Source organism: Micrococcus terreus (assembly GCF_900116905.1).
Lineage (GTDB): Bacteria > Actinomycetota > Actinomycetes > Actinomycetales > Micrococcaceae > Citricoccus > Citricoccus terreus.
The window spans coordinates 281,128-305,364 of the sequence record NZ_FPCG01000003.1 but is presented as its reverse complement, the minus strand read 5'-3'; the positions used below and the strand labels follow the sequence as shown (position 1 = coordinate 305,364).

At 70.3% G+C, this 24,237-nt stretch carries 19 protein-coding genes; 15 read left to right on the top strand and 4 right to left on the bottom strand.

What is annotated here, in order from left to right; all coding sequences use genetic code 11:
• The first annotated feature begins 16 nt into the window (after positions 1 to 16).
• From BM355_RS05790 to BM355_RS14580, 5 genes are all read left to right on the top strand, one after another.
• Complete coding sequence (locus BM355_RS05790; RefSeq protein WP_091695945.1) at positions 17 to 2,263, top strand: transglycosylase domain-containing protein; 2,247 nt, start codon at positions 17 to 19, stop codon at positions 2,261 to 2,263.
• A complete protein-coding gene (locus tag BM355_RS05785; RefSeq protein WP_091695943.1) occupies positions 2,263 to 3,201 on the top strand; it encodes a metallophosphoesterase in 939 nt (312 codons plus the stop codon). Before BM355_RS05790 ends, BM355_RS05785 begins: the two co-directional genes overlap by 1 nt.
• Positions 3,202 to 3,371: 170 nt before the next feature.
• Positions 3,372 to 5,492, top strand: coding sequence for an ABC transporter ATP-binding protein (locus tag BM355_RS05780; RefSeq protein WP_245760623.1), 2,121 nt, complete (start codon positions 3,372 to 3,374; stop codon positions 5,490 to 5,492).
• Positions 5,489 to 7,393, top strand: a complete 1,905-nt coding sequence (locus tag BM355_RS05775; RefSeq protein WP_091695941.1) for an ABC transporter ATP-binding protein — start codon at positions 5,489 to 5,491, stop codon at positions 7,391 to 7,393. Before BM355_RS05780 ends, BM355_RS05775 begins: the two co-directional genes overlap by 4 nt.
• A gap of 50 nt (positions 7,394 to 7,443) precedes the next feature.
• A complete protein-coding gene (locus BM355_RS14580; RefSeq protein WP_245760622.1) occupies positions 7,444 to 8,673 on the top strand; it encodes a class I SAM-dependent methyltransferase in 1,230 nt (409 codons plus the stop codon).
• Here BM355_RS14580 and BM355_RS05760 read toward each other — a convergent pair.
• Positions 8,665 to 9,492, bottom strand: coding sequence for an alpha/beta fold hydrolase (locus BM355_RS05760; RefSeq protein ID WP_091695938.1), 828 nt, complete (start codon positions 9,490 to 9,492; stop codon positions 8,665 to 8,667). The genes BM355_RS14580 and BM355_RS05760 overlap by 9 nt on opposite strands.
• Positions 9,493 to 9,570: 78 nt before the next feature.
• Between BM355_RS05760 and BM355_RS05755 the strand changes: the two genes are divergently transcribed.
• Complete coding sequence (locus tag BM355_RS05755; protein WP_091695936.1) at positions 9,571 to 10,923, top strand: condensation domain-containing protein; 1,353 nt, start codon at positions 9,571 to 9,573, stop codon at positions 10,921 to 10,923.
• Position 10,924: 1 nt separating this feature from the next.
• Here BM355_RS05755 and BM355_RS05750 read toward each other — a convergent pair whose 3' ends face one another.
• Complete coding sequence (locus BM355_RS05750; RefSeq protein ID WP_091695933.1) at positions 10,925 to 11,863, bottom strand: phosphoribosylaminoimidazolesuccinocarboxamide synthase; 939 nt, start codon at positions 11,861 to 11,863, stop codon at positions 10,925 to 10,927.
• The gene (gene purD / locus BM355_RS05745) at positions 11,863 to 13,197 is read right to left on the bottom strand and encodes a phosphoribosylamine--glycine ligase (RefSeq protein WP_091695931.1); all 1,335 of its coding nucleotides are present in this window, start codon (positions 13,195 to 13,197) and stop codon (positions 11,863 to 11,865) included. The genes BM355_RS05750 and purD overlap by 1 nt, the downstream gene beginning before the upstream one ends.
• A 112-nt stretch (positions 13,198 to 13,309) precedes the next feature.
• On the opposite strand from purD, the gene BM355_RS05740 reads away from it, so the two are divergent.
• The 9 genes from BM355_RS05740 (at position 13,310) to purM (ending at position 22,311) form a co-directional block, all read left to right on the top strand.
• Positions 13,310 to 13,624 carry a phage holin family protein gene (locus BM355_RS05740; protein WP_143109432.1) on the top strand — a complete coding sequence of 105 codons (315 nt, stop codon included), beginning with the start codon at positions 13,310 to 13,312 and terminating at the stop codon, positions 13,622 to 13,624.
• Positions 13,625 to 13,646: 22 nt separating this feature from the next.
• The gene (locus BM355_RS05735) at positions 13,647 to 14,690 is read left to right on the top strand and encodes an asparaginase (protein ID WP_091695926.1); all 1,044 of its coding nucleotides are present in this window, start codon (positions 13,647 to 13,649) and stop codon (positions 14,688 to 14,690) included.
• A gap of 14 nt (positions 14,691 to 14,704) precedes the next feature.
• Positions 14,705 to 15,088 (top strand): sterol carrier family protein, encoded by a 384-nt coding sequence (locus BM355_RS05730; protein WP_091695924.1) that lies wholly within the window; start codon positions 14,705 to 14,707, stop codon positions 15,086 to 15,088.
• A gap of 159 nt (positions 15,089 to 15,247) precedes the next feature.
• Positions 15,248 to 16,171 carry a hypothetical protein gene (locus BM355_RS05725; RefSeq protein WP_091695922.1) on the top strand — a complete coding sequence of 308 codons (924 nt, stop codon included), beginning with the start codon at positions 15,248 to 15,250 and terminating at the stop codon, positions 16,169 to 16,171.
• 45 nt (positions 16,172 to 16,216) lie between these two features.
• Entirely contained in the window at positions 16,217 to 17,539 is a 1,323-nt protein-coding gene (locus BM355_RS05720; RefSeq protein WP_091695919.1) for a spermidine synthase family protein, read from the top strand.
• Positions 17,540 to 17,588: 49 nt separating this feature from the next.
• On the top strand, positions 17,589 to 18,944 hold the full coding sequence (locus BM355_RS05715) for a hypothetical protein (RefSeq protein WP_091695917.1): 1,356 nt from the start codon (positions 17,589 to 17,591) through the stop codon (positions 18,942 to 18,944).
• Positions 18,945 to 18,984: 40 nt separating this feature from the next.
• Positions 18,985 to 19,377 (top strand): hypothetical protein, encoded by a 393-nt coding sequence (locus BM355_RS05710; RefSeq protein ID WP_091695915.1) that lies wholly within the window; start codon positions 18,985 to 18,987, stop codon positions 19,375 to 19,377.
• Positions 19,358 to 21,082: an amidophosphoribosyltransferase gene (gene purF, locus BM355_RS05705; protein ID WP_425435602.1), complete on the top strand. Its 1,725-nt coding sequence runs from the start codon at positions 19,358 to 19,360 to the stop codon at positions 21,080 to 21,082. Before BM355_RS05710 ends, purF begins: the two co-directional genes overlap by 20 nt.
• Positions 21,079 to 22,311, top strand: coding sequence for a phosphoribosylformylglycinamidine cyclo-ligase (gene purM, locus BM355_RS05700; RefSeq protein WP_245760621.1), 1,233 nt, complete (start codon positions 21,079 to 21,081; stop codon positions 22,309 to 22,311). Before purF ends, purM begins: the two co-directional genes overlap by 4 nt.
• Positions 22,312 to 22,413: 102 nt before the next feature.
• Here the strand turns inward: purM and BM355_RS05695 are convergent, their stop codons facing one another.
• Positions 22,414 to 24,231, bottom strand: coding sequence for a gamma-glutamyltransferase family protein (locus BM355_RS05695; protein WP_091695911.1), 1,818 nt, complete (start codon positions 24,229 to 24,231; stop codon positions 22,414 to 22,416).
• Between the last annotated feature and the right edge of the window lie 6 nt (positions 24,232 to 24,237).

The window sequence follows — 24,237 nt, the reverse complement described above, 5'->3', positions numbered from 1 at the left end:
ACGTAGAATCGCCCGCATGGCCAAGAGCACTTCCCCCTTCTTCGACACTGCCACCACCCTGGGCAAGATCGTCGCCTTCCTCGGCATCAGCGCCCTGTGCGGTGTCCTGGCGGCGGGTCTGATGATGCCCATGGCGGCCATGGGCGGCGCGCTGGCCGACAGCGGCCAGGAGGTCTTCGACCAGCTGCCGGCCGAGCTGAAGGAGGAGCCGCTCTCGGTCCCCTCGCGCATCCTCGCGGAGGACGGCACCGTGCTGGCCACCTTCTATGCGGAGAACCGCGTTCCGGTCGAGCTGGACCAGATCTCGCAGAACATGAAGGACGCGATCGTCTCGATCGAGGATGAGCGCTTCTACGAGCACTCCGGCGTGGACGCCCGCGGCCTGGCCCGCGCGCTGGTGAACAACGCCACCTCCGACTCCCAGCAGGGCGCCTCGACCCTGACCCAGCAGTACGTGAACAACGTGCTGGTGAACTACCAGAGCCTGAACAACGAGCGCACCACCATCTCCGGCACCAAGACTCCGGCAGACAAGCTGCGGGAGATGAAGCTGGCCGTGGCGGTGGAGAAGGAGATGTCCAAGGACCAGATCCTGGAGGGCTACCTGAACATCGTGCTCTTCTCCGGTCGCGTCTACGGCGTGGAGGCGGCCAGCCGCTACTTCTTCAACAAGAACGCCGCCGACCTCACCGTCCCCGAGGCCGCCATGCTCGCCGGCATGGTCCAGTCCCCCAACGGCTACAACCCGGTGACCAACCCGGAGGGAGCTGAAGGCCGCCGCAACGTGGTGCTGGCCTCGATGCTCAAGAACGAGAAGATCACCCAGGCGGAGTACGAGGAGTACAAGGCCGTCCCGGTGGAGAGCATGCTGGATGTCACGCCGCAGGGCTCGGGCTGCTTCGCCGCCGAACTGGGCGCCTACTTCTGCGACTACGTGCAGCTGGAGATCCTGGACGATGAGGCCTTCGGCCCGGACCGCGAGGCCCGTCAGCGCCTGCTGGACCGCGGCGGCCTGACCATCCAGACCACCCTGAATGCGGAGATGCAGCGCGCCGCCGAGGAGGAGGTCTCCTCGCGGGTTCCGCACGACTCCTTCGACGGCGCCGGCGGAGCCATGGTCTCCGTGGAGCCGGGCACCGGCAACATCAAGGCGATGGCCCAGAACACCGTCTACAGCCCCGAGGCCGGCGACGGGAACACCACACTGAACTTCAACACCGACTTCAACCGTGGCGGCTCGCGCGGCTTCCAGGCCGGCTCCACCATGAAGCCGTACGTCTCCCTGGCCTGGGTGGAGGCCGGACACTCGATGATCGACACCATCGATGCCGCCAACGACTACTACCCCCAGTGGACCGAGTTCGAGGCCTCCTGCCAGGAGGGCGGGGGCTTCCGCCTGCCCGATGAGGACGGCTGGGCGGTGAACAACGCGATCGCCAACATGAAGAAGCCGATGCGGGTGGACTACGGACTGTACTGGTCGATCAACACGGCGACGGCCGCTGAGTTCTACCTGATGGACATGTGCGAGGTCGGCAACCTGACCGAGCGCATGGGCGTCCACCGTGCGGACAACGGCGATCCGATCAACGCCACGCGCCCGTCCTTCATCCTCGGCGCCGAAGAGGTCTCCCCCCTGACCATGGCCGCCTCCTACGCGACGCTGGCCGACGACGGCACCTACTGCAAGCCTCGCGCGCTGGTCTCGGTGACCGACACCCGTGGCACCGAGTACCGGGTCCCCGAGGTGGACTGCACCAAGGCCGTGGACACCCAGGTGGTGGCCGAGGTCAACCACACGCTGGAGGCGATCGCCGGTGAGCGCACGGCGCGCGGCGAGCTGCCGTTCCCCGTGGCCGGCAAGACCGGTACGAACAACAACTCCTCCTCCACCTGGTTCGTGGGCTACAGCACCGGCCTGTCCACCGCCTCCTGGGTGGGCAACTACAAGACCACGGTCGAGGGCCTGTCCGGCAAGACCATCGGCGGGGTCTACTTCGAGGACGTCTGGGGTTCGATCATCGCCGGACCGATGTGGGTGGACTTCATGAAGGTGGCCGGACCGCTGGCCGAGCGCAATGAGTTCACCGAGTACACCGGCCCGGTCTCGGATCCGGTGCGCACCGACGGGCGGCATCCGGAGGGCGAGGTCGTCGACGCCGACGCCGGGCGCGGTGGGCCGCTGCCCGAGCGTCGACTGGATGACGACCCCTCCACCTACGGCGGCGCCACCAACGACACCGCGACCGGGTCGGAGGGCTGATGAGGGCACGCGGACTGCTGACCGCCCTCGGGGCCGCCGCCGGCGTCACGGCGGCGGCCGGTGCGGGCACCCTGGCCTACGGCGCCCTGGTGGAGGCCCGGGACTTCCAGGTGCGGCGCGAGCGCCTGGAGATCATCCCCCCGGGGGGACGGGGCCTGCGGATCCTGCACCTGTCCGACATCCACCTGATGCCCACCCAGTTCGAGAAGCTGGAATGGCTCTCCACGCTGCACACCCTGGAGCCGGACCTGGTGGTCAACACCGGGGACAACATCGGTTCGGCCGAGTCCATCCGGCCCCTGCTGGACGCCCTGGGCCCGCTGCTGGAGGTCCCCGGGGTGTTCGTGCCCGGTTCCAACGACTACTACGAGCCGCGCCGGGCCAACCCCCTGCGCTACCTCATGGGCCCCTCCAAGCACACCCACCGGCCGAACGAGCTGCCATGGCGTGAGCTGTTCCAGGCCTTCACCGAGCACGGCTGGATCGACGTGACCAACACGCACTGGTCCCGGGTGATGGAGGGCGTGCGGTTGGACGTCGCCGGCACGGATGACCCCCACCTGGAGCGGGACGAGTGGCCCGGTTTCCCCCAGGGCAGCGGCACTCCGGCGCGCAGCCTGTCGATCGGCGTCACGCACGCTCCGTACCGCCGGGTGCTGGATGCGATGGTGGAGGACGGCGCGGACCTGATCTTCGCCGGCCACACCCACGGCGGGCAGATCTGCCTGCCCGGGTACGGAGCGCTGGTGACCAACTGCGATCTGCCCACCAGCCAGGCCAGCGGACTCTCCGCATGGACCCGTTTCGAGCGCACGGTCCCGCTGGAGGTCTCGGCCGGGATCGGCGCCGCCCCGTCGTTCCCGGTGCGCATCGCCTGCAAACCCGAAGCCGTGGTGCTGGACCTGGTTCCCCTGGTGGAGCCGGTCACCGCCGGCTGACGCGGAGCGGTCTCCAGGGACCCTTTCAGAAGTGCGGGTCCGGGCGTAGGATGGTCGACCGTTGCGTCCGATCGGATGCGCTTCACCCCGTCTGACCCTGGCCTCGAGCCGGTGCACCGTCGTCACCGCCCCTCGCGCGCATCCCAGGGCCACGCCCCAGGAGGCCCCGCATGTCCACCTCTGCACCGTCTCAGACGAGGCGCGTCCAGGGGGAGGAACGCACCCTCCGCCAGGCTCTGGGCCGCCTCTCCCCGTACCTGCAGGGCATGCGCTGGCGCTGGGTCGCCGGGCTGATCGCCGCCATGCTGGCCGGACTGGTGGCCCTGGCCATCCCGCAGGTCATCCAGGTCCTGGTCAACTCCGTGCTGCGCCCCGGTGGCTCCCAGACAGATGTCTGGAGCGCCGTCGTCGTGATCGCCGCGCTGGGCATCGCCGAAGGCGTGCTGATCTTCCTGCGCCGTGTCTTCATCCTCCCTCCCGCCGCCGGCGTGGAGAACAGCGCGCGGGTGGCCCTCTACCGCCGCCTGCAGCGCCTGCCCGTGGCCTTCCACGACTCCTGGCCCTCCGGTCAGCTGCTCTCCCGCTCGGTGGCGGACCTGGGCCTGCTGCGCCGGTGGATCGCGTTCGGCTCGGTCATGTTCGTGGTCTCGCTGGTCACGATCGCGGTGGGCCTGGCACTGCTGTTCAGCTCCTCCTGGGTGCTGGGACTGATCTACCTGGCAGGGGCGATCCCGATCATGTGGCGCTCCTTCTACTTCCGCAACGACTTCCGCGCGGCGTCGCGTCTGTCCCAGGACCAGGCCGGCGACCTCGCCACCACCGTGGAGGAGTCCGTCCACGGGATCCGCGTGCTCAAGGCGTTCGGCCGCGGCCGCGAGGCGCTGGAGGGCTTCCGCGGACAGGCCGACACCCTGCGCGGCACCGAGGTGCACAAGGCCACCGTGCTCTCCAAGTTCATCGCGCTGATCGTCGCCCTGCCGGAGGCGGTGCTGGGCGTGGCCCTGGCCGTGGGGCTCTACCTGACCGCCACGGGCGAGATCACGGTGGGCGCCCTGGCCGCGTTCTTCGCCACCGCGGCCGTGCTCGCCGGGCCCGTGGAGTCGGTGGGCCAGCTGATGGGCATGACCCTCTCGGCCAAGACCGCCATCGATCGGCACATCGACGTGCTGGACTCCCCCGTGGACATCGCCTCCCCCGGTGAGGCCACCTTCGGCGGGGACGAGCGAGCCCAGCCGGCGGCGCACGCGTCGGCGCAGGAGCACCGCGGCGGGGGCGCCCTGGCGTTCCGGGGCGCCCAGTTCCGCTACCCGGATGCCCCGGCCGACTCCACGCCGCTGCTGCAGGAGATCACCCTGGAGCTGGTCCCCGGGGAGACCATGGCCCTGGTGGGACTGACCGGCTCCGGCAAGTCCACCCTGGTCCAGCTGGTCCCGCGCCTGTACGACGTCACCGCAGGCGCCGTGCTGGTGGACGGGACAGACGTGCGCGAGTTCGACCTGACCGAGCTGCGCCGGCGCGTGTCCATTGCCTTCGAGGACGCCACCCTGTTCTCGGACACCATCCGCAACAACGTCCTGCTGGGCGCGCCGGAGCAGATTCTGGCCGATCCCGCCCTCGCCGACGCCCTGCTCGAGCTCGCGCTGGACACCGCCCAGGCACAGTTCGCCCACGAGATGCCCGAGGGCGTGGACACCGAGATCGGCGAGGAGGGCCTGAGTCTGTCCGGCGGTCAGCGCCAGCGGATCGCCCTGGCCCGCTCGATCGCCGCCCAGCCGCAGATCCTGGTGCTGGACGACCCGCTCTCCGCCCTGGACGTGCGCACCGAGGAGAAGGTCACCGCCCGTCTGCGCGAGGTCCTGTCCGGCACCACCACGCTGATCGTGGCGCACCGCCCGTCCACGGTGGCCCTGGCCGACCGCGTCGCCGTGCTCCAGCAGGGCCGAATCGTGGACGTGGGCACGCACACCGAGCTGCTGCGCCGCTCGGCCGACTACCGCTTCATCATCTCCAGCTTCGAGGAGGACCGCTCCATCGAGTCGGTCATGGACTCCGGCGTCATCACCGGAATGCTCCCGGTGGTCTCCCCGGACCACCAGGGTCCCGACGACGGCCACGCACCCGGGCAGGGCGCCTCGCCGGATGCGGGTGGAGACGAGGACGGGGCGGACTTCACCGAGACCGAACGCCGGGCCGTGGAGGCGAGGGCGGACGTGGTCGCCGATAACCCCGCCGAGGCGGTCACCGATGCCGACACCCCCGGCACCGACGCACGGACAGGAGAGGCCCGATGAGCCGCACGCCCTCGACGCCGCAGCCCTCCCGCGCGCCCGGAACGGACACCCCCGAGAACGACTCCCCCACCCTGCTGGGCGTGCGCGGCGAGGAGCGGCTGGACCTCTCCGTGGCCGAACGCCGGTACATCCGCCAGCGCTCCTGGCGACTTCTGGCCGACCTGGCCCGCCCGGTGAAGTGGAAGCTGATCCTGACCGCCGTGCTGGTGGTCATCTCCAACGCCGCCCGTGCGGCCTTCCCCCTGATCATCGCCTGGGCCATCGACTGGGGCCTGCCGGAGATCGTCTCCACGTTGGAGGCCGGAGGCTCTGCAGGGACGGTGATGGCCGTCGTCGGGGGGACCTATCTGGCGGCCGCGCTCACCGCCGGCCTGCTGCTGGGCACCTACACCTGGATGACCGCCCGGGTCAGCCAGGCCATGCTGCTGGACCTGCGCGTGTGGGTGTTCCGGCACACCCAGCGGCTGAGTCTGGAGTTCCATGAGACGTACACCTCCGGGCGGGTGATCTCCCGGCAGACCTCGGACCTGGAGTCGCTGCGCGAGCTGCTGGACCAGGGTGTGTCCTCGCTGGTCTCCGGCATGATGTTCATGCTCTTCACCGCCGCCTCGATCTTCATCCTGGACTGGCGTTCCGGGCTGATCCTGCTGGTGGCGTTCATCCCGGTGACGATCGCCGTGCGCTGGTACCAGGTGCGTTCGGAGGCGGTGTACCGCGAGTCGCGGGTGTCCTCGGCCCGGATGATCGTGCACTTCGTGGAGACCATGACCGGCATCCGCGCCGTGCAGGCCTTCCGCCGTCAGCGTGCCAATGACGAGAAGTACGAGCGGCTGGCCACCAAGTACCGCGACGACATGGTGCGTTCGCTGAACCTGTTCGGCGTGCTGCAGCCCACCCTGGTGATCACCGGCAACCTGACCGTGGTAGCGCTGCTGCTCTTCGGCGGCTTCCGCGTGCTGGACGGCACCCTGGCGGTCGGCGTGCTGGTGGCGCTGCTGCTGGCCGGCAAGCGCGTGTTCCAGCCCATGGAGCAGGTGGCCATGTTCTACTCCTCGTTCCAGTCCGCCACGGCGGCGCTGGAGAAGGTCTCCGGACTGCTCGAGGAGATGCCCACTGTGCGCGAGGCGGACCGGCCCGTGCCGCTGCCCGCTGCCGAGGGTCGCCTGGAGTTCCGGGACGCGGTGTTCGGCTACGGCGACGGCAAGGTCATCCTGCCCGAGTTCGACCTGACCATCCCCGCCGGGCAGACCGTGGCGGTGGTGGGCCAGACCGGTGCCGGCAAGTCCACGCTGGTGAAGCTGATCGCCCGCTTCTATGACCTGAGCTCCGGGTCACTGACCCTGGACGGGGTGGAGCTGAATGAGCTCTCCCAGGCCGACCTGCGGCGCAACGTGGTGATGGTGACCCAGGAGGCGTTCCTGTTCTCCGGGACGGTGGCCGAGAACATCGCCCTGGGCCGGCCGGATGCCTCCGACGCCGAGATCCAGGCCGCCGCGCAGGCCGTGGGCGCGCACGAGTTCATCCTGGCCCTGCCCGAGGGCTACGACACCGACGTCACCAAACGCGGCGGACGGCTCTCGGCCGGTCAGCGTCAGCTGGTCAGCTTCGCCCGCGCGTTCCTGGCCGATCCCGCCGTGCTGATCCTGGACGAGGCCACCAGCTCCCTGGACCTGCCCAGCGAACGGCTGGTGCAGGCCGGTCTGGAACGGCTGCTGGGCAACCGGACGGCCCTGATCATCGCGCACCGGCTCTCCACCGTGGAGATCGCCGACCGCGTCCTGGTGGTGCATGACGGCCGCGTGGTGGAGGACGGCTCCCCCGCGGAGCTGATCGCCTCCGGCGGACGGTTCGCAGAGCTGCACGGGGCCTGGCGGAACTCGCTGGTCTCCGGGGACGAGTGAGTCCGGTGTCCGGAGAGCTGACAGTGCGCGTCGGTGACAGGCCGGCATCCATGGTGCGGGCAGACCTCGCGGCGGCCGGGGTGAGGCTGAACGCGTATGCCGAGGCGCTGCTGGACCGACCTGAGTTCGGCACTGAGTCTCCCGAGCCGCAGACCGTGGAGGTGGTCCTGCGGAGCGTCTCGGAGCTGGGGCTGACGGACGGTGGGACCCTGCCGGAGGTGTTCGCCGCCGCAGCGTCCGCAGGCCTGAGGCTGTGTCCTCTGACCACCGGCCCCGCGCTGCGGTTGGCCCTGCTGGACCAGGAGTCGGCGCCGGACTCGGTCCTCTCCACCGGACGGGCACCCACGGGCTCGATCCACGTGGCCTCCGCCCCGGTGAGTGAGGACCACGAGGTCCCCAAAGGCTTCTACCTGCGCGTGATCGACGGCGTCCCCTGGCTGCGCGGCTACCGCTGCGATGACGTGCACGTCCACGCCCCGGACGTGGTCTTCGCGTTCGCCCGGCACAGTGCCCCCGTGACAGCCCACAGCACCTCCGGCAACCCAGTGGGAGCAGCCATGGACGATCTGGAGGACTTCGTCCCCTCGGCCAACCAGCGCGTGGATCCGGACGTGTATGAGATCGAGAACCGGGCGATGGACCGCGAGCAGACCCTCTGGACCGAGCTGCGGCGGCAGTCGGACTGGCGGGATCGCGTCATCCTGGACCTGGGCTGCGGATCCGGCTACTGGCTGCCTCACTACGGTGACGCCCAGCAGGTCATCGGCGTGGAGCCCGACCCCACGTTGATTGCCTTCGCTGAACAGCGGCCCGGGGAGGCTGTGGTCCTGCGGGGCTCGGCGGAGCACATTCCACTTGCTGACGCCTCCGTGGATGTGGTGCATGCCAGGTTCGCGTACTTCTTTCCGCACCCCCGGTTCGACCCGTCGGCCGGACTGCGTGAAGTCGGGCGGGTGCTGCGCGAGGGCGGAACACTCGTGGTGATCGACAATGACACGGAGACCGGGGAGTTCGCCGAACTGCTTCGGAGAAGCGCTGCCGCTGCCGCGCAAGGTCAGGACACCTACGCGAGGCAGTGGTGGGCTTCCCAGGGTGCTGACACCACCGAGGTGATGAGCTCCTGGACGTTCGATACTCGCGAGGACTTGGAGGCAGTCCTTCACCTCGAGTTCCCCGTCGAGCTCGCAGATTCGTGGCTGGCCGACCATCCGGAGACGACGGCGCTCACCTACGGCTACCTGGTCCATCGTTGGACGACACCGAGCGGTGCATCAGCCTGAACTCCCAGCCTGTGAACGCGCTGCCGGTCGATCGTTGTGTGACGCCGACCGTTCCACGTCGGCCGCCAGGATGATCGGCCAGCCAGCCACGTCCTGCGGGGTGTGGGCCACCTGCAGGGTCGCGCTCGGCAGCAGCTCCACGAGTGCCTGAGCCGTGGAGAGCGGATGGGAGGGATCGTCCACCCAGGCCAGGATCGTCGTCGGGATGTCCAGTGAGGCGATCTGCTCCGGGGTGGGAAGATCGCTCATCGCGGCACCGCGGTAGATCGAGGGCAGCAGCTCGCCGCTGACGTGCGGGACCGTCTCCGGGGTGCCGATGGTGGCTGGCGGGCGCGGCATCTGGGTGCTGGCCGCGACGAAGCGCTCCATGCCGTGCTGCTCGATGAACTCGGCGAGGCGGCGATAGTCCCCGGCCTGCGCGGTGCGCGTGGCCCAGGCGGTGGGCGGGAGCATCAGCGTGAAGCCGCTGAACTTCTCGGGCGCGCGCATCGCGGCGTGCAGGAGGGTGCCGGTGCCCATGGAGGGGCCGACCCCGTGGACCTGCTCGTCGGGAAACCAATGGTCCAGCAGGGCCAACAGGTCCTCGGCGAGCGCCGGCCAGCGATAGTCCTCCGGTTCGCGCCGCCCGGTGGAGTGACCGTGCCCGCGGGCGTCGTAGCGCAGCAGCTGGGTGCCGGAGAGGCCTCGCCCCAGATCCAGGTCCAGCACACGGTCGCGGTAGCGGCTGGAGGTCAGCCCGTGCAGCTGCACCACCGGTTGGCCGGACTCATCGCTGAACGACCAGGCCAGTTCGGCCCCGGGAACCTTGAACTTGTGCATCGTGTGCCTCCGGCCTCTGGAACGCAGCGGCCGCATAGCCGCAACGACGACGTAACGCGATGCCCCTACGGTACTGCCATGCGACTGAGCCACATCAACTCCCTGTGGTTGCCGTTCGGCCGTCTGCTCAGCTGTGACCTGCCGGTGCAGGTCCTCCCCGCGGATCCCGTCGATGCGGGCGAGCTGGCGGGCGGTGCCGCGCTGGACGAGCTGCTGGACGAGCTGCCCGTCTCCTTCGACCAGCACCGCCACGTCAGCATGGGCGATCGCGCCGGATCCTGGATGGCGCTGTCCTTCCGTCTTCCCCACCCGGTGCCCACGTCGAGCATCGGGCGGGCCTGGCGCGCCGTCGTCCGGACGCATGGAACCCTGCAGACCATCTTCCTTCCCGACGACGAAGGCCCCCAGCTGCGGCGGGTCAGCGTGGGCGAACCGTCCTGGCGCGAGCACGAGATCAGCCCCGGCCAACCGGTCCACGATGCCCTGCGCGAGGTGCTCGACGCCGCCTGCAGTCCCTACAAGAGGCCCTCGCATCGGCTCTGCGTGATCGAGACCGCCGACGGGCCGCACGTGGTGGTGGCCTCCGACCATTCCCACGTGGACCTGTGGTCGCTGCTGGTGCTGGTGCGCGACCTGCTGGCCGCCCTCGAGCAGTGCCTGCGCGGCGAGGAGCCCCAGCTGCCCGCCGTCCCGGAGTTCGCCGAACACACCCGCGAGCTGCTCGAGCGCCCGGCCGCCCCGCCCGAGGTCAGCCGTCGCTGGAGCGAGATCCTCGACGCCGGCGGCGGCCTCATGCCCCGCTTCCCGCTGCCACTGGGCGAGCCGGTCCCCCACCCCGAACGCGTCGAGGTGCGCGATGTCCTCGGGGTCGCCGAACTCGCCGCCTATTCCTCGGTCGCCGCTGAGGCCGCCGTCTCCACGCTCGCGCTGACCGTCTCTGTGATGACCGAGACCACCATCACGACGGCGGGAGCACCGCTGCGCGTGGTGTTCCCCGTCCATAGTCGTTCCCAGGAGCGATGGCACGATTCTGTCGGCTGGTTCATCACGAACTCCGTATTGGAATCCGCCGACCCGGACCCCGCCGCCTGTGCGCTGGCCGTCCGCGAGGCGGTCCGGCTGGGCTCCTGGCCGCTGGCTCCGGTCATGGCACCCTATGGCGGGATGCCGGAGGCCCCGGGCATGTTCGCGGTCTCCTGGCTGGACCTGCGCCGCCTGCCGGTGCGTATCGACGCGGCTGGGCTCGGTGCCCACTACGTCTCCGCGGCCATCCGCACCAGCGGTGTCATGCTGTGGTTCATTGTCGACGAGACCGGGGTACACCTGCGCTGCCGCTACCCCGACACCGTCCAAGCCCGGCAGAGCGTGGGCAGTTGGCTCGACGAACTGGTCTTTCGCATGCGCGCTCGCGCGCGCGAGCTGCGCTCCTAGCTCAGGCGCTGAAGGTCCGACCTGTCAGACGCTGGTACGCCTCCACGTAACGCGCACGGGTCTTCTCCACAATCTCCGTCGGCAGCGCCGGCGGCTCCTGACCGGAGTGACGGTCCCAGCCGGACTCCGGCGAGGTCAGCCAGTCCCGCACGAACTGCTTGTCGAAGCTGGGCTGGGGGCGTCCCGGCGCATAGTCGGCGGCATCCCAGAAGCGCGAGGAGTCCGGGGTCAACACCTCGTCGCCCAGCACGATCTGGCCGGTGGCCGGATCCACTCCGAACTCGACCTTGGTGTCGGCCAGAATGATCCCGCGTTCCCGGGCAATGGCCTCGGCCCGACCGTAGACCGCCAGGGTCAGCTCGCGCAGCCGCTCGGCCGCTTCCGGACCGACCCGCTCGACCATCTGCTCGAAGGTGATGTTCTCGTCGTGCTCCCCCACCTCCGCCTTGGCCGAGGGGGTGAAGATCGCCGGCTGCAGTCGCGAGCCGTCCACCAGTCCCGCCGGCAGCGGCAGCCCGGTGACGGTGCCGGACTCGCGGTACTCCGCCAGCCCAGAGCCGGTCAGGTACCCGCGCGCGATGCACTCCACCGGGTACATGTCCAGCGCGCGCACCACCATGGCCCGGCCAGCTACCACCTCGGGCACATCCAACGAGACCACGTGGTTGAGGATCGGCTCGCCGCCCTGCCCGGCATCGGCCAACTGCTCGAACCACCACAGCGACAGCTGCGTCAGCACCGCACCCTTGTCGGGGATCTCGGTGCTCAACACGATGTCATAGGCGCTGATCCGGTCCGAGGCGACCACTAGCAGCGTGTCGGGCTTCTCCGCGTCAGGATCAGCGCCAGACCCGGCCGGGGCGTACAGGTCACGGACCTTGCCCGAGTAGACATGACGCCAGCCCGGCAGCTCCTGTGCCTGCGTGTCCAGTCCGGCCATCAGATGGCCTCCTCGTTCTCAGCAGTCTGGCCAGCGGCATCGGTCGCCGCGCCCGCAGTCGCCGGCAGCGTGATCTGACCGCGCTCGGCCTTGAGCGCGATGTCGGTGCGGTGCTGGGAGCCCGCCATCTGGATCTGGTCCACTCCGGCGTAGGCCCGCTCGCGGGCCTCGGCCAGTGAATCACCCATCCCGACGACGGCCAACACCCGGCCGCCCGAGGCGACCACTCCGCCGTCGGGACTCACGCTTGTTCCGGCGTGCAGCACGGAGACGCCCTCGAGCGACTCGGCCTCCTGCACACCGTTCACGGCGTCACCCTTCCGCGGGGTGTCGGGGTAGCCGGCGGCGGCCACGACGACGTCCACGGCGTGCTGCGGGGACCAGTCCAGGGCGCCGACGAGGGCCAGGCACCCGGTGGCGGCGTCCATGAGCAGCTGGCCCAGCGGAGTGCGCAGTCGGGCGAGCACAGCCTGGGTCTCGGGGTCGCCGAAGCGCACATTGAACTCGATGACCTGGATGCCCCGGGCGGTGACGGCCAGGCCGCAGTAGAGCACCCCGGCGAAGGGGGTGCCGCGGTCGGCCATGGCGGCGATGACCGGGCGGGCGACCGTCTCCACGACCTCCTCGGTGAAGCCCTCGGGCAGCCAGTCCAGGGGGGTGTAGGCGCCCATGCCGCCGGTGTTCGGGCCGGAGTCGTCGTCGCCGATGCGCTTGAAGTCCTGGGCGGGCACCAGCGGGACGGCATTGGTGCCGTCGGAGATGACGAACAGCGAGACCTCGGGTCCGTCGAGGTACTCCTCGATCACCACGGTCCCACCGGCGGCGAAGCAGCTGCGCGCATGCTCCAGGGCTGCCTCGCGGTCCCCGGTCACCACCACGCCCTTGCCGGCGGCCAGACCGTCGTCCTTGACCACATAGGGTGCGCCGAACTCGTCCAGTGCGGCGGCGGCCTGCTCTTCGGTCTCGCAGCTGTGCGCGCGGGCGGTGGGCACCCCGGCCTGGGCCATGATGTCCTTGGCGAACGCCTTGGAGGCCTCCAGCTGGGCAGCCGCACGGGAGGGGCCGAACACGGTGAACCCGGCCTCGCGCAGGGCGTCCGAGACACCCGCCGCGAGCGGCGCCTCCGGCCCGACGACGGCCAGGTCCACTCCCAGCTCCCCGGCCAGTTCCGTGACACTCACCGGATCGGTGGCCTGCACGGGGTGGACCGGGACATCGCGGGCGATCCCCGCGTTGCCGGGTGCAGCGTGGACCTCGTCCACGGAGGGGTCGCGCAGCAGCGCACGGATGATGGCATGTTCGCGGCCGCCGGAGCCGAGCACGAGGATCTTCACAGTTCCCCAGCCTAGGCGGTGGCGGGGCGGAGTGCGCCTGTGCGTCTGCGGTGGCTGTGCTGCCGCGGCGCCTGCACCGACCAGCCCGGTCACCACCCCGTAGCCTGGGTGCATGAGCATGCCCCAGCCGCACGACCCCCGCCAGGACCCCCGCCTCGGTGGGATGAACCCTGAGCCGATCCGCCAGCATGAGCAGCAGCAGAACTACGGGCACCCCTACGGCAAGGCCCCCACCGCTGGGCGGAGTCCGCTCGGGAGGGTCTACACCTTCCTGATGATCTGGGTGACCACCGCCCTGATCATGTGGTTCGCCACCCGGATGTTCGGCTTCGAACGCGGGGACATCGGGGCAGCCCTCGTCTCCCTGGTGGTGTCCCTGGCGGCAGCGATCGGCATCACCGCCTGGCTGCGCCGCCGCGACGGCTGACCGCTCGCCTACAGTGGATCCCGTGACTGAGACCACTCGCACCCCCAACGCCACCTTCCCGCTGGACCGTGCCGTGGAGCTCGTCCATGTGGTCCGCAACGGATTCCTGGAGTCCCGCACCGCCGGCTCGGCCGTGGTGACCGCCCCGGACGGCTCTGTCCTGGCCCGGCTGGGCGATCCAGATGCCCTGATCTACCCGCGGTCCACGCTCAAGCCCCTGCAGGCGATCGCCTCCCTGCGGCACGGCGCCCGGCTGGTGGACGAGCAGATCGCCCTGGCCTGCGGGTCCCACCGCGGCACGTCCCGCCACCGCCAGACCGCCAGCACGGTGCTGGCCTACGCCGGGATGGACGAGTCGGACCTGCAGTGCCCGCCCGCCTGGCCGGCCGATCCGCAGGACATCGTGCGGATGGCCATGGACGCCGGCCCGGAAGGACCTCAGAAGACCCCGCTGGCCTACAACTGCTCCGGCAAGCACGCCGGATTCCTCTCCGCCTGCCGGCACGGTGGGCACGACCCGGCCACCTATCTGGACGCCGAGCACCCCGTGCAGCGTGAGGTGGTCTCGGTGATCGAGCAGTACTGCGGCGAGCCGGTGGCGCACCTGGGCGTGGACGGCTGTGGTGCCCCGGCGCCGGTGCTGTCCCTGACCGGACTGGCCCGCGGGATCGGCCGGGTGGCTGTGGCCCCTCAGCGCCGGGACGCCGAGCTGCACGCCGCCCGGGTGGCCACCGCCATGCTCGAGCACCCCTGGGCCGTGCACGGGGCGACCAACTCCAACACCGTGGTGCTGCGCGAACTCGGGCTGCTGGCCAAGCTCGGGGCGGACGGCGTGATGGTGATGGCCGCCCCGGACGGCACGGCCGTGGCGGTCAAGGCACTCGACGGCGGCACCAGGGCGGGCAATCTCGTCTCCCTGGCGCTGCTGGCCCAGTTCGCCCCGGACCACGTGGACATGGAGGTCCTGCCGGGCGTGCTGGAGCAGGTGGCCCCGAAGATCCTGGGCCGCGGCGAGCCCGTGGGCCGGGTGCAGCTGGCCCGGCCGGTCCTCGAGCTGCTGGACTGAACAGGAGCACCCCGATGGCCGTCAAACGCCGCATCCCCGTGGAGGAGGGCCGCTCCGCCCTGCGCACCTGGGCCGAGGCCGCCGCCACCGGTGCCGAGGACGCCGCCGCCCTGCCCCGCACCACTCGCGCCACAGCCGTGCGCTACACCCTGGAGGAACTGGCCACCCGCGCGGAGGGCAACTCCGTGGAGGTCCGCGTCCCCCCGTTCGGGGTGTGCCAGTGCATCGCCGGGCCACGCCACACCCGAGGGACGCCTCCGAACGTGATCGAGACCGACCCGGCGACCTGGCTGGGACTGGCCACGGGGCAGCTGAGCTGGCAGGCCGCCGTCGGGCAGGGGCGCGTCAGCGCCTCCGGAAGCCGCGCTGACCTGAGCTCGCTTCTGCCACTGGACTGACGCCGACCGGACCGACGGGTGCGCACAAGGGTGACCACCATGCAGGGCACACCCGCGGAGACGCCCTCCGACAAAATCGTTACTACTTCAAAGGCATAAAAACACATACGGATACTTCCCCAAAGGGCACAGGGGCAACTATCTCCGATAGGAGCAAATATGGTTAGCCAAGCGTTGGCTGCGGAGTTCACTCAAGCCTGGCGAGTGGGGCCCTCGGGCTTGCGGCCGCTTTTCAAGAAGTACCCCGCTGATGTCTCTGCAGAGGCAATCCAGGTCGTCTTGGACGAGGCTGGCTGGGATTCCGACTACGGACCGGTCATCGAGGCTGTGCCAGAGGGCGAGATTCTGGACCTGGCGGTGACCTACATGAGTGAGCCCCAGCTGAAGCGATTCGGCGTCATTCTGCCCGTCGAGGGAGTTGAGGACATCGGGTCCTATCTCAACCGCGACGACGAGCAGGTCGACACCAGGACGCTGCCTGACGACGACATCGGTGAAGAGTGGGTATACAACCCGACGGTCGAAGACCCGGACGATCAGTTCGCCATCAATCTGTATCGACTGGGGAGACACCTTCTGCCACAGATGCCAGAGCAGACCGAATTCTACGACGAGGGCGTCCACGCCTTCCTGGGCTCCATCGACAACTACGAAATCGCCTATAAGGCGGTTGCCCCCTGGTATCCGGTCCTCCCACATGACATCCGTCGCGCGGGACGCATCACGTTCTTCGATGAAGTTGCGCCGATCAATGCTTGGAGCCCAACCACCGCCCCGCTGATGTGGGAGCTGACACGCGAAACGCTTGCTGCGAACTTCAATCCCGAGTTCCAGCAGTGGTGGCTTTCAACAGGCCTGCGAAGCCTCACTATCGAAGGAGATTTCTACCGCGACCTCACCTACAGCGAATCACGCCTTCAGCGGTTCAGCATCAGCGGCGTGACCGCTACCGCAACGTGGCGCTGGGGACGTCTCGGAATCGAAGATGCTGACCCTGTGCAGATGGTGCGCTCCATCCACGAACAGACACTGAACCGCGTTGCGCAGAGACGCAAAGTGCCACCAGCCCCATTCCCCAGGTAAGTAATCAGGGTCGCCTCCCTGGAGTTGCCATCCTGCGCCGGCGCGGTGGACCAGTTCACTGCCAGACAGGCGTCGTTTCTGCTCCTGCCCCTCGCGGCCCTGCTGCTGGCGCTCTCCTCTCTGGTGCTCAGGGTCGTGTTCACCACGGCCGTGACCGCGGATTCCGACTCGCGCACGCTGTTCAGCCTGACGAACACCCTGGCCACCCTGATGGAGATGGTGGTGATCGGGCTCGGCATCGCCTCCCTGGTCGTCACGGCCACCGCGCTGCGCGCCAGACGCACCCCCTGGGAGCCGGCCGTCGCGGACCTGTGCACGGCGATCGCGCTGATCATCCTGAGCCTGCCGGTGACCATCCTGCCGTTCGGGTATGACCAGATGGAACCGATCTTCACCGTGGTCGCCACCCTGGGTGCCGTGGCGGCGTTCGTGGGCCTGGTGTTCTTCCTGTTCGCCGCAGCCCGCCGGCGCTACGCCTCCACGGGGCAACTGGTCAGCTCGCTGCTGGTGATCCTGACCGCGTTGATCAACGGCGCGTTCAGCACCGGGCTGCTGGACCCGGTGACCCAGGCGCTGCTGCCCTGGTTCGGCCTCACCGCCTCCGCCGTGCTGACGGTGCTGGCGCTGGTGGCGGTGGTCCTGCGGTGGATGGACCGCCGGAACGCTCCCCCGGCCTCCTCACCACTGGATCCGGCTCCGGCCTCGGCGCAGGCACCCGCCGACACCGCCCTGCGCACCCTGGCGGGCCTCCGACTGCTGGGCACCCCCGCCGCCCTGCTGCTGATCATGCTCGCGGTCATCCAGGGGACCGAGGGCTTCGTGCTGCTGCGGGTGGCCTGCCTGCTGGCCCTGGCCGCGCTGGTCGCCGCTGTCCTGGAGGCCCGACGCCGCACCCATCCGCGCCGCACTCTGGTCGCTGTGGGCGCAGTGCTGGTCCCCCTGGCCGTGCTGCTCACCCCGGCCGCCATCCTGGTGTTCAGCATCAACGACGACACCGGCGGCTGGGGCGCCCTGCTCGGGCTCGGGATCGGCGGCATCGCCTCGCTCCTGCTGGGGCTGATCGGCCTGGTCTTCACCGCCGTCACCACCTTCTCCTCCCGGTCGGCGCTGCACCGCACGTGGGCCGGTCGGGTGTCCGCCGTGGCCACTGCGGCCACACTCATCCCCGCTGGCCTGGCCCTGCCGCTGATCGCCGTGGGAGGTCAGCTCCTGCTGCCGGTGGCTCTGGCGACTGTCCTGGCCGGCCTGGTCTTCGGCTGCATGGAGAGCGCCCGGTTCTCCGCCGAGCCGGCCCGTCCCCGGTCAGACGGATCTGCGGTAAACCCCTATGCCGCGCCGCATGATCCTGGTCACGGTTCCCACCGGTAGATTCACGTTCAGGCGGTGCCGCGCGGCCCGGCCAGACGGAGGGGACCCCATGGACCAGACCCGCACCGGCCCGACGACGGCCACCACAGACCCAGCGCGACGTCGCGGTCTGGCACGGGTCCTGGTGGCCTGCAGTGTGCTGGCGGTGGTGCTGCGCCCGGTCGCCTCGGCCGTGCTGTTCCCCTCCGGTGACTTCGGCATGGTCGGCAGTCGGTTCGCGAGACTGATCTCGATCGTCAACGTGACCAACCTTCTGCTCACCCTGGTGGCTGCCGGGTTGGCTGTGGCCGTGATCGTCCTCGGGGCGATGTCCCTGAAACAGCGTGGCCCCGGTTCGAGCGGCTGGCATGAGACCACGGGGATGTCCTGCGTGGCCGCCGCCGTGCTGGTCCTCTGCCCGCCGTTCCACGTCGTGGTCGCCGAGCCCGAGGCACTCATGACCCTGCATCTCGTGACCAGCGCGGTGGCCGTGCTGGCCTCGGTCATGGGGCTGGTCTTCGTGGGCCTGGCCCTGCGCGGCAGCGGTCAGTCGCACGATCACCGCGATCACCCCACTCACCACGCTCCGGGTCGAGCACTGCTCGCCACCGTCCTGGCCGCCGGTGCCCTCATGGTCCTCACCGTGGGCAGCACCGGATTGTTCGTGCCTCTGGACGGCCCCCGCCTCCCGTGGCTCCAGCCACTGGTGCTGATCGTGGTGACGGTCATGGCCGTGCTCGGCCTGGTGCTGGCGGTGCGCGCCCGTCGTGATGACGGGGCTGTCCCCGCTGCCGAGGAGTCCGGCGCTGTCGCTGCTCCACAGGCACCGCAGGCCCCGCAGACTGTGCGTGCCCCGCAGACGGAGACCGACCGCGGGCTGCTGGCGGCGCGACTGCTGGGCACCCCGGCGGCCATGCTCCTGCTCGTGCTCAGCCTGGTCTTCGGCGAGTTCGTGGTGGGCCTGATGCTGGTCGCCGGCGTGGGAGCCGTGATCGCGGTCATCGCAGCCGTGGTCGAGGCCAGGCGCCGCACCGACGGCCGCCGCTGGCTGGACGCCATCGGCGAGATCCTGGTGCCCGGGGCCCTGCTGATCACCCCGGTCGCCGTGCTGATCATGAGCATCACCGATGAGACCGGCTGGGGCGCCCTGGCGGGACTGCTCTGGGGCGGACTGCTGAGCATCCTCGTGGGGCTGATCGGACTGGTCTTCACCGTGGTGTCCGTCATCGGCGGCCGGCATGAGAGCCCCATCAGCGCGATCTCGGCGCTGGCCACCGCAGCCACCTTCACCCCGGTGGCCCTGCTCGTCCCCCTGCTCGGCGCCGGCAGCGGAGAGCCTGTGGTGGCCGTGATCGCCGGACTCTTCCTCCTGGTCGGTCTGATCGCCAGCGGCATCGCCGTGGCCCAGCGTCACGACCGCTTCTGACCGACCCGCCGCATCGACGACCCCCACTAGACTGGAGGGCATGACTTCTTCGGCCGAGCATCCCCCGCAGGCGCCCCCGGTACAGCGTGAGTTCGTGGTGCGCCGCGCCCCCAGGATCGGTGTCTTCATGGCCTCCGGCGCTGCGCTGGGTCTGATCGCCGCCCTGCTGGTGACCACGTTCGGCCCGCAGAACCCGGAGTTCACCTTCGCCACCACGTTCGGCTTCTTCTTCGTGCTCTTCGCCGTCGTCGGTGCCGCCCTGGGCTCGCTGGTCTGGCTCGTCCTGGACCGCCGCTCCCGCAAGGAGATGTACACCGTGCATGCGGAGTCCGTGCAGGACCCGTCGCAGGCAGATGTCGCTCTGCGTGGAACAGACGTCCAGCAGTGGCGCGATCGGTGGGAGAATGAGGACCGTGACTCACAAGCGCGGTGACGGCCAGCTCAACCATGACCTCCTCCCGAACGAGAAGGGACCGCAGGACGAATGCGGTGTCTTCGGCGTCTGGGCCCCCGGTGAAGAGGTCGCCAAACTGACCTACTACGGTCTCTACGCCCTGCAGCACCGCGGCCAGGAGTCCGCGGGCATCGCCGCCTCCAACGGCAAGCGGATCAGCGTCTACAAGGACATGGGTCTGGTCTCCCAGGTCTTCGATGAGTCCACCCTGAACACCCTGACCGGCCACATCGCCATCGGCCACTGCCGGTACTCCACCACCGGCTCCTCCCACTGGGCCAACGCCCAGCCCACGCTCGGCGCCACCGCTGAGGGCACCGTGGCCCTGGCGCACAACGGCAACCTGGTCAACTCCGCCGAGCTGCACCGCATGGTGACCGAGCGCTACGGCGTGCCCGCCCGCGGAGAGATGGCCCAGGGCAACACCACGGACACCGCCCTGGTCACCGCCCTGATGCAGGGTGAGTCCGGGACCTCCTTCGAGCAGACCGCCAAGGAGCTGCTACCCCAGATTCGCGGTGCGTTCTGCTTCGTGTTCATGAACGAGACCACCCTCTACGCAGCCCGTGACCCCCACGGCGTGCGTCCCCTGGTGCTGGGCCGGCTCGAACGCGGCTGGGTGGTCGCCTCCGAGCAGTCCGCCCTGGCCACCGTGGGCGCCTCGTTCATCCGGGAGATCGACCCGGGCGAGATGATCGCGATCGACGAGGAGGGCATCCGCACCACCCGTTTCGCCGAGCCGAAGCCCGCGCACTGCGTCTTCGAGTACGTCTACCTGGCCCGCCCGGACGCCGCTATCAACGGCCGCTCGGTGTACGAGTCCCGCGTGGAGATGGGCCGCCAGCTGGCCCGCGAGAACACCTTCGAGGCGGACGTGGTCATCCCCGTCCCCGAGTCCGGCACCCCCGCGGCGGTCGGCTTCGCCGAGGAGTCCGGCATCCCGTTCGGCCAGGGCTTCGTGAAGAACGCCTATGTGGGCCGCACCTTCATCCAGCCCTCCCAGACCCTGCGGCAGCTGGGCATCCGCCTCAAGCTCAACGTCCAGCCCGGCGTGGTGGGCGGCAAGCGCGTGGTGGTGGTGGACGACTCCATCGTGCGCGGCAACACCCAGCGCGCCATCGTGCGCATGCTCAAGGAGGCCGGCGCCCGCGAGGTCCACGTGCGCATCTCCTCCCCGCCGGTCAAGTGGCCCTGCTTCTACGGGATCGACTTCGCCTCCCGCGCGGAGCTGATCGCCAACGGCGCCGGGGTGGAGGAGATCGCCGCGTCCATCGGCGCCGACTCCCTGGAGTACATCTCCGAGGACGGCATGATCGAGGCCACCCGCCAGCCCCGCGCCACCCTCTGCACCGCCTGCTTCACCGGCGACTACCCCATCCCGCTGGCCACCGAGGACGAGCGCGGCAAGAACCTGCTCGAGCGCCCCACCTCCACCACCTCCGGCCCGACGACGGCTCCGGCACCTCAGGCGACCCCAGTCGCCTCCCCGGCGGCCTCGCCGGAGGCGAGGTCGACTGACTCGACGGACTCGACGGACTCGCGTGCTGCCGCCGAGACCCTGGAGGGCGAGACGCTCTCCCCCACCGTGGACCCGGCCGAACGGCCCGGGGCCAATGGCTGCGAGCCGGGCCCGGGCGCCGAACTGGAGAACCTGCTGAGCGAGAATGACAGGACCCCGCTGTGACCGCACCTGAGAACACCACCCCGCCGGCCGCCGTCGGGAATGCCCCTGCCCAGCCCATCACCTACGCCACCGCCGGGGTGGACGTGGAGGCCGGGGACCGCGCGGTGGAGCTGATGAAGGCCGCCGTGCAGGCCACCCACGGGCCCTCCGTGGTGGGCGGGTTCGGCGGGTTCGCCGGGATGTGGGACGCCTCGGCGCTGCTGAAGTACCAGAAGCCGCTGCTGGCGACCTCCACGGACGGCGTGGGCACCAAGGTCGCGATCGCCCAGGCCCTGGACAAGCACGACACCATCGGGTTCGACCTGGTGGGCATGGTCGTGGATGACATCGTGGTGGTCGGCGCGGAGCCGCTGTTCATGACCGACTACATCGCCTGCGGCAAGGTGGTCCCGGAGCGGATCGCCGGGATCGTGCGCGGGATCGCCGAGGCCTGCCAGGTGGCCGGCACCGCCCTGGTGGGTGGCGAGACCGCCGAGCACCCGGGCCTGCTGGGTGTGGACGAGTATGACGTGGCCGGTGCCGCCACCGGTGTGGTGGAGGCCAGCGCGGTGCTGGGTCCGGAGCGCGTGCGCCCGGGCGACGTGGTGATCGCCATGGCCTCCTCCGGCATCCACTCGAACGGCTATTCGCTGGTGCGCCGCGTGATCAACTCCGCCGGCTGGTCCCTGGACCGTGAGGTCAGCGAGCTCGGCCGGACTCTGGGCGAGGAGCTGCTCGAGCCCACCCGCGTGTACGCCGCCGACTGCCTGGACCTGATGCGCCACCTCAACGGGGACACCGTGAGCGGTGCCTCGGCTGCTGTGCAGACCGCGTCCGGGGAGGCCGCCCTGCGCGGGTTCTCCCACGTGACCGGCGGTGGCCTGGCCGCGAACCTCGCGCGCGTGCTGCCCCAGGGCGTGCTGGCCACCGTGGACCGCGGGACCTGGTCGCTGCCCCCGGTGTTTCAGCTCGTGGCCCAGCTGGGCCAGGTGCCGCTGCCGGACCTGGAGCGCACCCTGAACCTGGGTGTGGGCATGGTGGCCGTGGTGGACCCCGCCGCCGCAGACGCCGCCGGGGAACGCCTGGCCTCGCGCGGGATCACCGCCTGGGTGGCCGGACAGGTGGCCGAGGCCTCCGCCGCCGAGTCGGTCTCCGCCGTGGAGCAGGCTCCGGCCGAGGACCACGTGCAGGGCGCCAAGGGCGTGGACGGCGGCGCCGTGCTCCTCACCGGCGCCTACGCCTCCCGCTGACGAAGCTCAACAGACCGCCCATTCGAACGTGTGGCTGAGAATCTGTGGTTCCAGAGCCCGTGACCGCAGAATTCCAGCCACACGTTTCGTGGGCTGGCGCGCTCACCGGCCGGCGGCGTAGCCCTGGCCACCGCGGGGGTTCGCCGACGCGCTGAGCTGCCCGGTGGCCGGATCCTGGGTGACCACGGAGAGTCGGCCCAGCGTCCACTCCCCGGCTCGCTCCAGCACGTGACCGCGCCGTTCCAGCTCGGCCAGGACCTCTTCGCCCACGCGTGACTCCACCACAGCCCCGCCCGGGGTCCAGGTGCGCGGCCAGAAGGAGCCCGGCACGGAGGTGGTGTGGCACGCTGGGGCGTCGATCGCCTGCTGGGGCTCGTACCCACCCACGATCGTGCGCAGCAGGTACAGCAGCTGCCACTGGTCCTGCTGGTCTCCACCGGGTGATCCGAGGGCCGCCACCGCGCGTCCGTCCTTCAGCACCAGGGTGGGGGTCAGCGTGGTCCGGGGACGGCGGCCCGGGGTCAGTGTGGTGGGCGCCCCCGGCTCCAGCCAGGTCATCTGGAGGCGCGTGCCCAGGCAGAACCCCAGCCCGGGGACCGTGGGCGAGGACTGCAGCCAGCCGCCGGAGGGCGTGGCGGAGATGATGTTGCCCCACCGGTCCACCACGTCGATGTGGCAGGTGTCCCCGCGGGTCTCTCCGGTGCGGGACACCGTGGGCTCTCCCACGCCTGGAACGGACGAGTCCTGCCCGCGCAGCGCCGGTGGCGTGTAGTCGGTGCGCAGCGGCGGGACGAACGGGGTGCGCCCTTCCACCAGGCCCGGACGGAACTCGTGGGAGGCCTGCTCGCCGATCAGCTCCCGCCGTGCGGCGGCGTACTCCTGGCTGATCAGCGTCTCCAGGGGAACCTCCGTGTCCCCGTAGTACGCCTCTCGGTCGGCCAGGGCCAGCTTCTGCGCCTCCAGCACGGTGTGGATCCCGCGCGCGGTGGAGGGGTCCAGGTCTGCGTCGTCGTATCCGTCCAGGATGGCCAGTGTCTGCAGCAGTGCCGGACCCTGGCCCCAGGCCCCGGTCTTGGCGATGGTGTGCCCCCGGAACTCCAGGGTGGCGGCCGGCTCATACCCGGCGCTGAACGCGGCCACGTCCGCCCGGGAGATCACTCCGGCGTGGTCGGTCCCAGAGGAGTGCCGGTGCGGTGTGGCGGCGAACTCCACGATCGCCTCCGCCACGAATCCGGTCCGCCAGGCAGACCGCGCCGCCTCGATCCGGTCCTCTCGCGAGTCAGCCCCGGAGGATGCGCCGGCCCGGGCCAGTCGGGCGAGGACCTCGGCGTACTCCGGGTTCCGAACGACCTCCCCGGCCACCGGAACCCTCCCCTGCGGCATCCACTGTGCTGCGGAGCTGGGCCAGTGCTCGGTGAACAGCTCCTGCACGGTGGCGATCGTCGCGCAGACCCGCTCCCCCACGGCGTGGCCGTCCCGGGCGTATCCGATCGCGTAGTCCAGCACCGCGGCGAGCTCCCAGGTTCCGTGGTCCCGCAGCAGCACCAGCCAGGCGTCCACTGCTCCGGGGACGGCCGCAGCCAGCGCGCCTGATCCGGGCACCAGCTCCAGTCCCTCAGCACGGAAGTGCTTCGGGGTCGCCGCCGCGGGCGCAGGCCCCTGTCCCATCAGCACCACGGGGCGTCCGGGGTCCTCCGCCGTGGCGAAGATCCCGGTCATGTCCCCGCCGGGGCCGTTGAGGTGCGGCTCCACCAGATGCAGCACGAAGGCTCCGGCCACGGCGGCGTCGAAGGCGTTGCCTCCGCGTTCCAGCACCGACTGCGCGGAGGCCGTGGCCAGCCAGTGGGTGGAGGCACTCATCCCGAAGGACCCGCGCAGGGTGGGACGGGTGGTGAAGGACGGCGGGGCGGTGAAGGCCACGGGGGC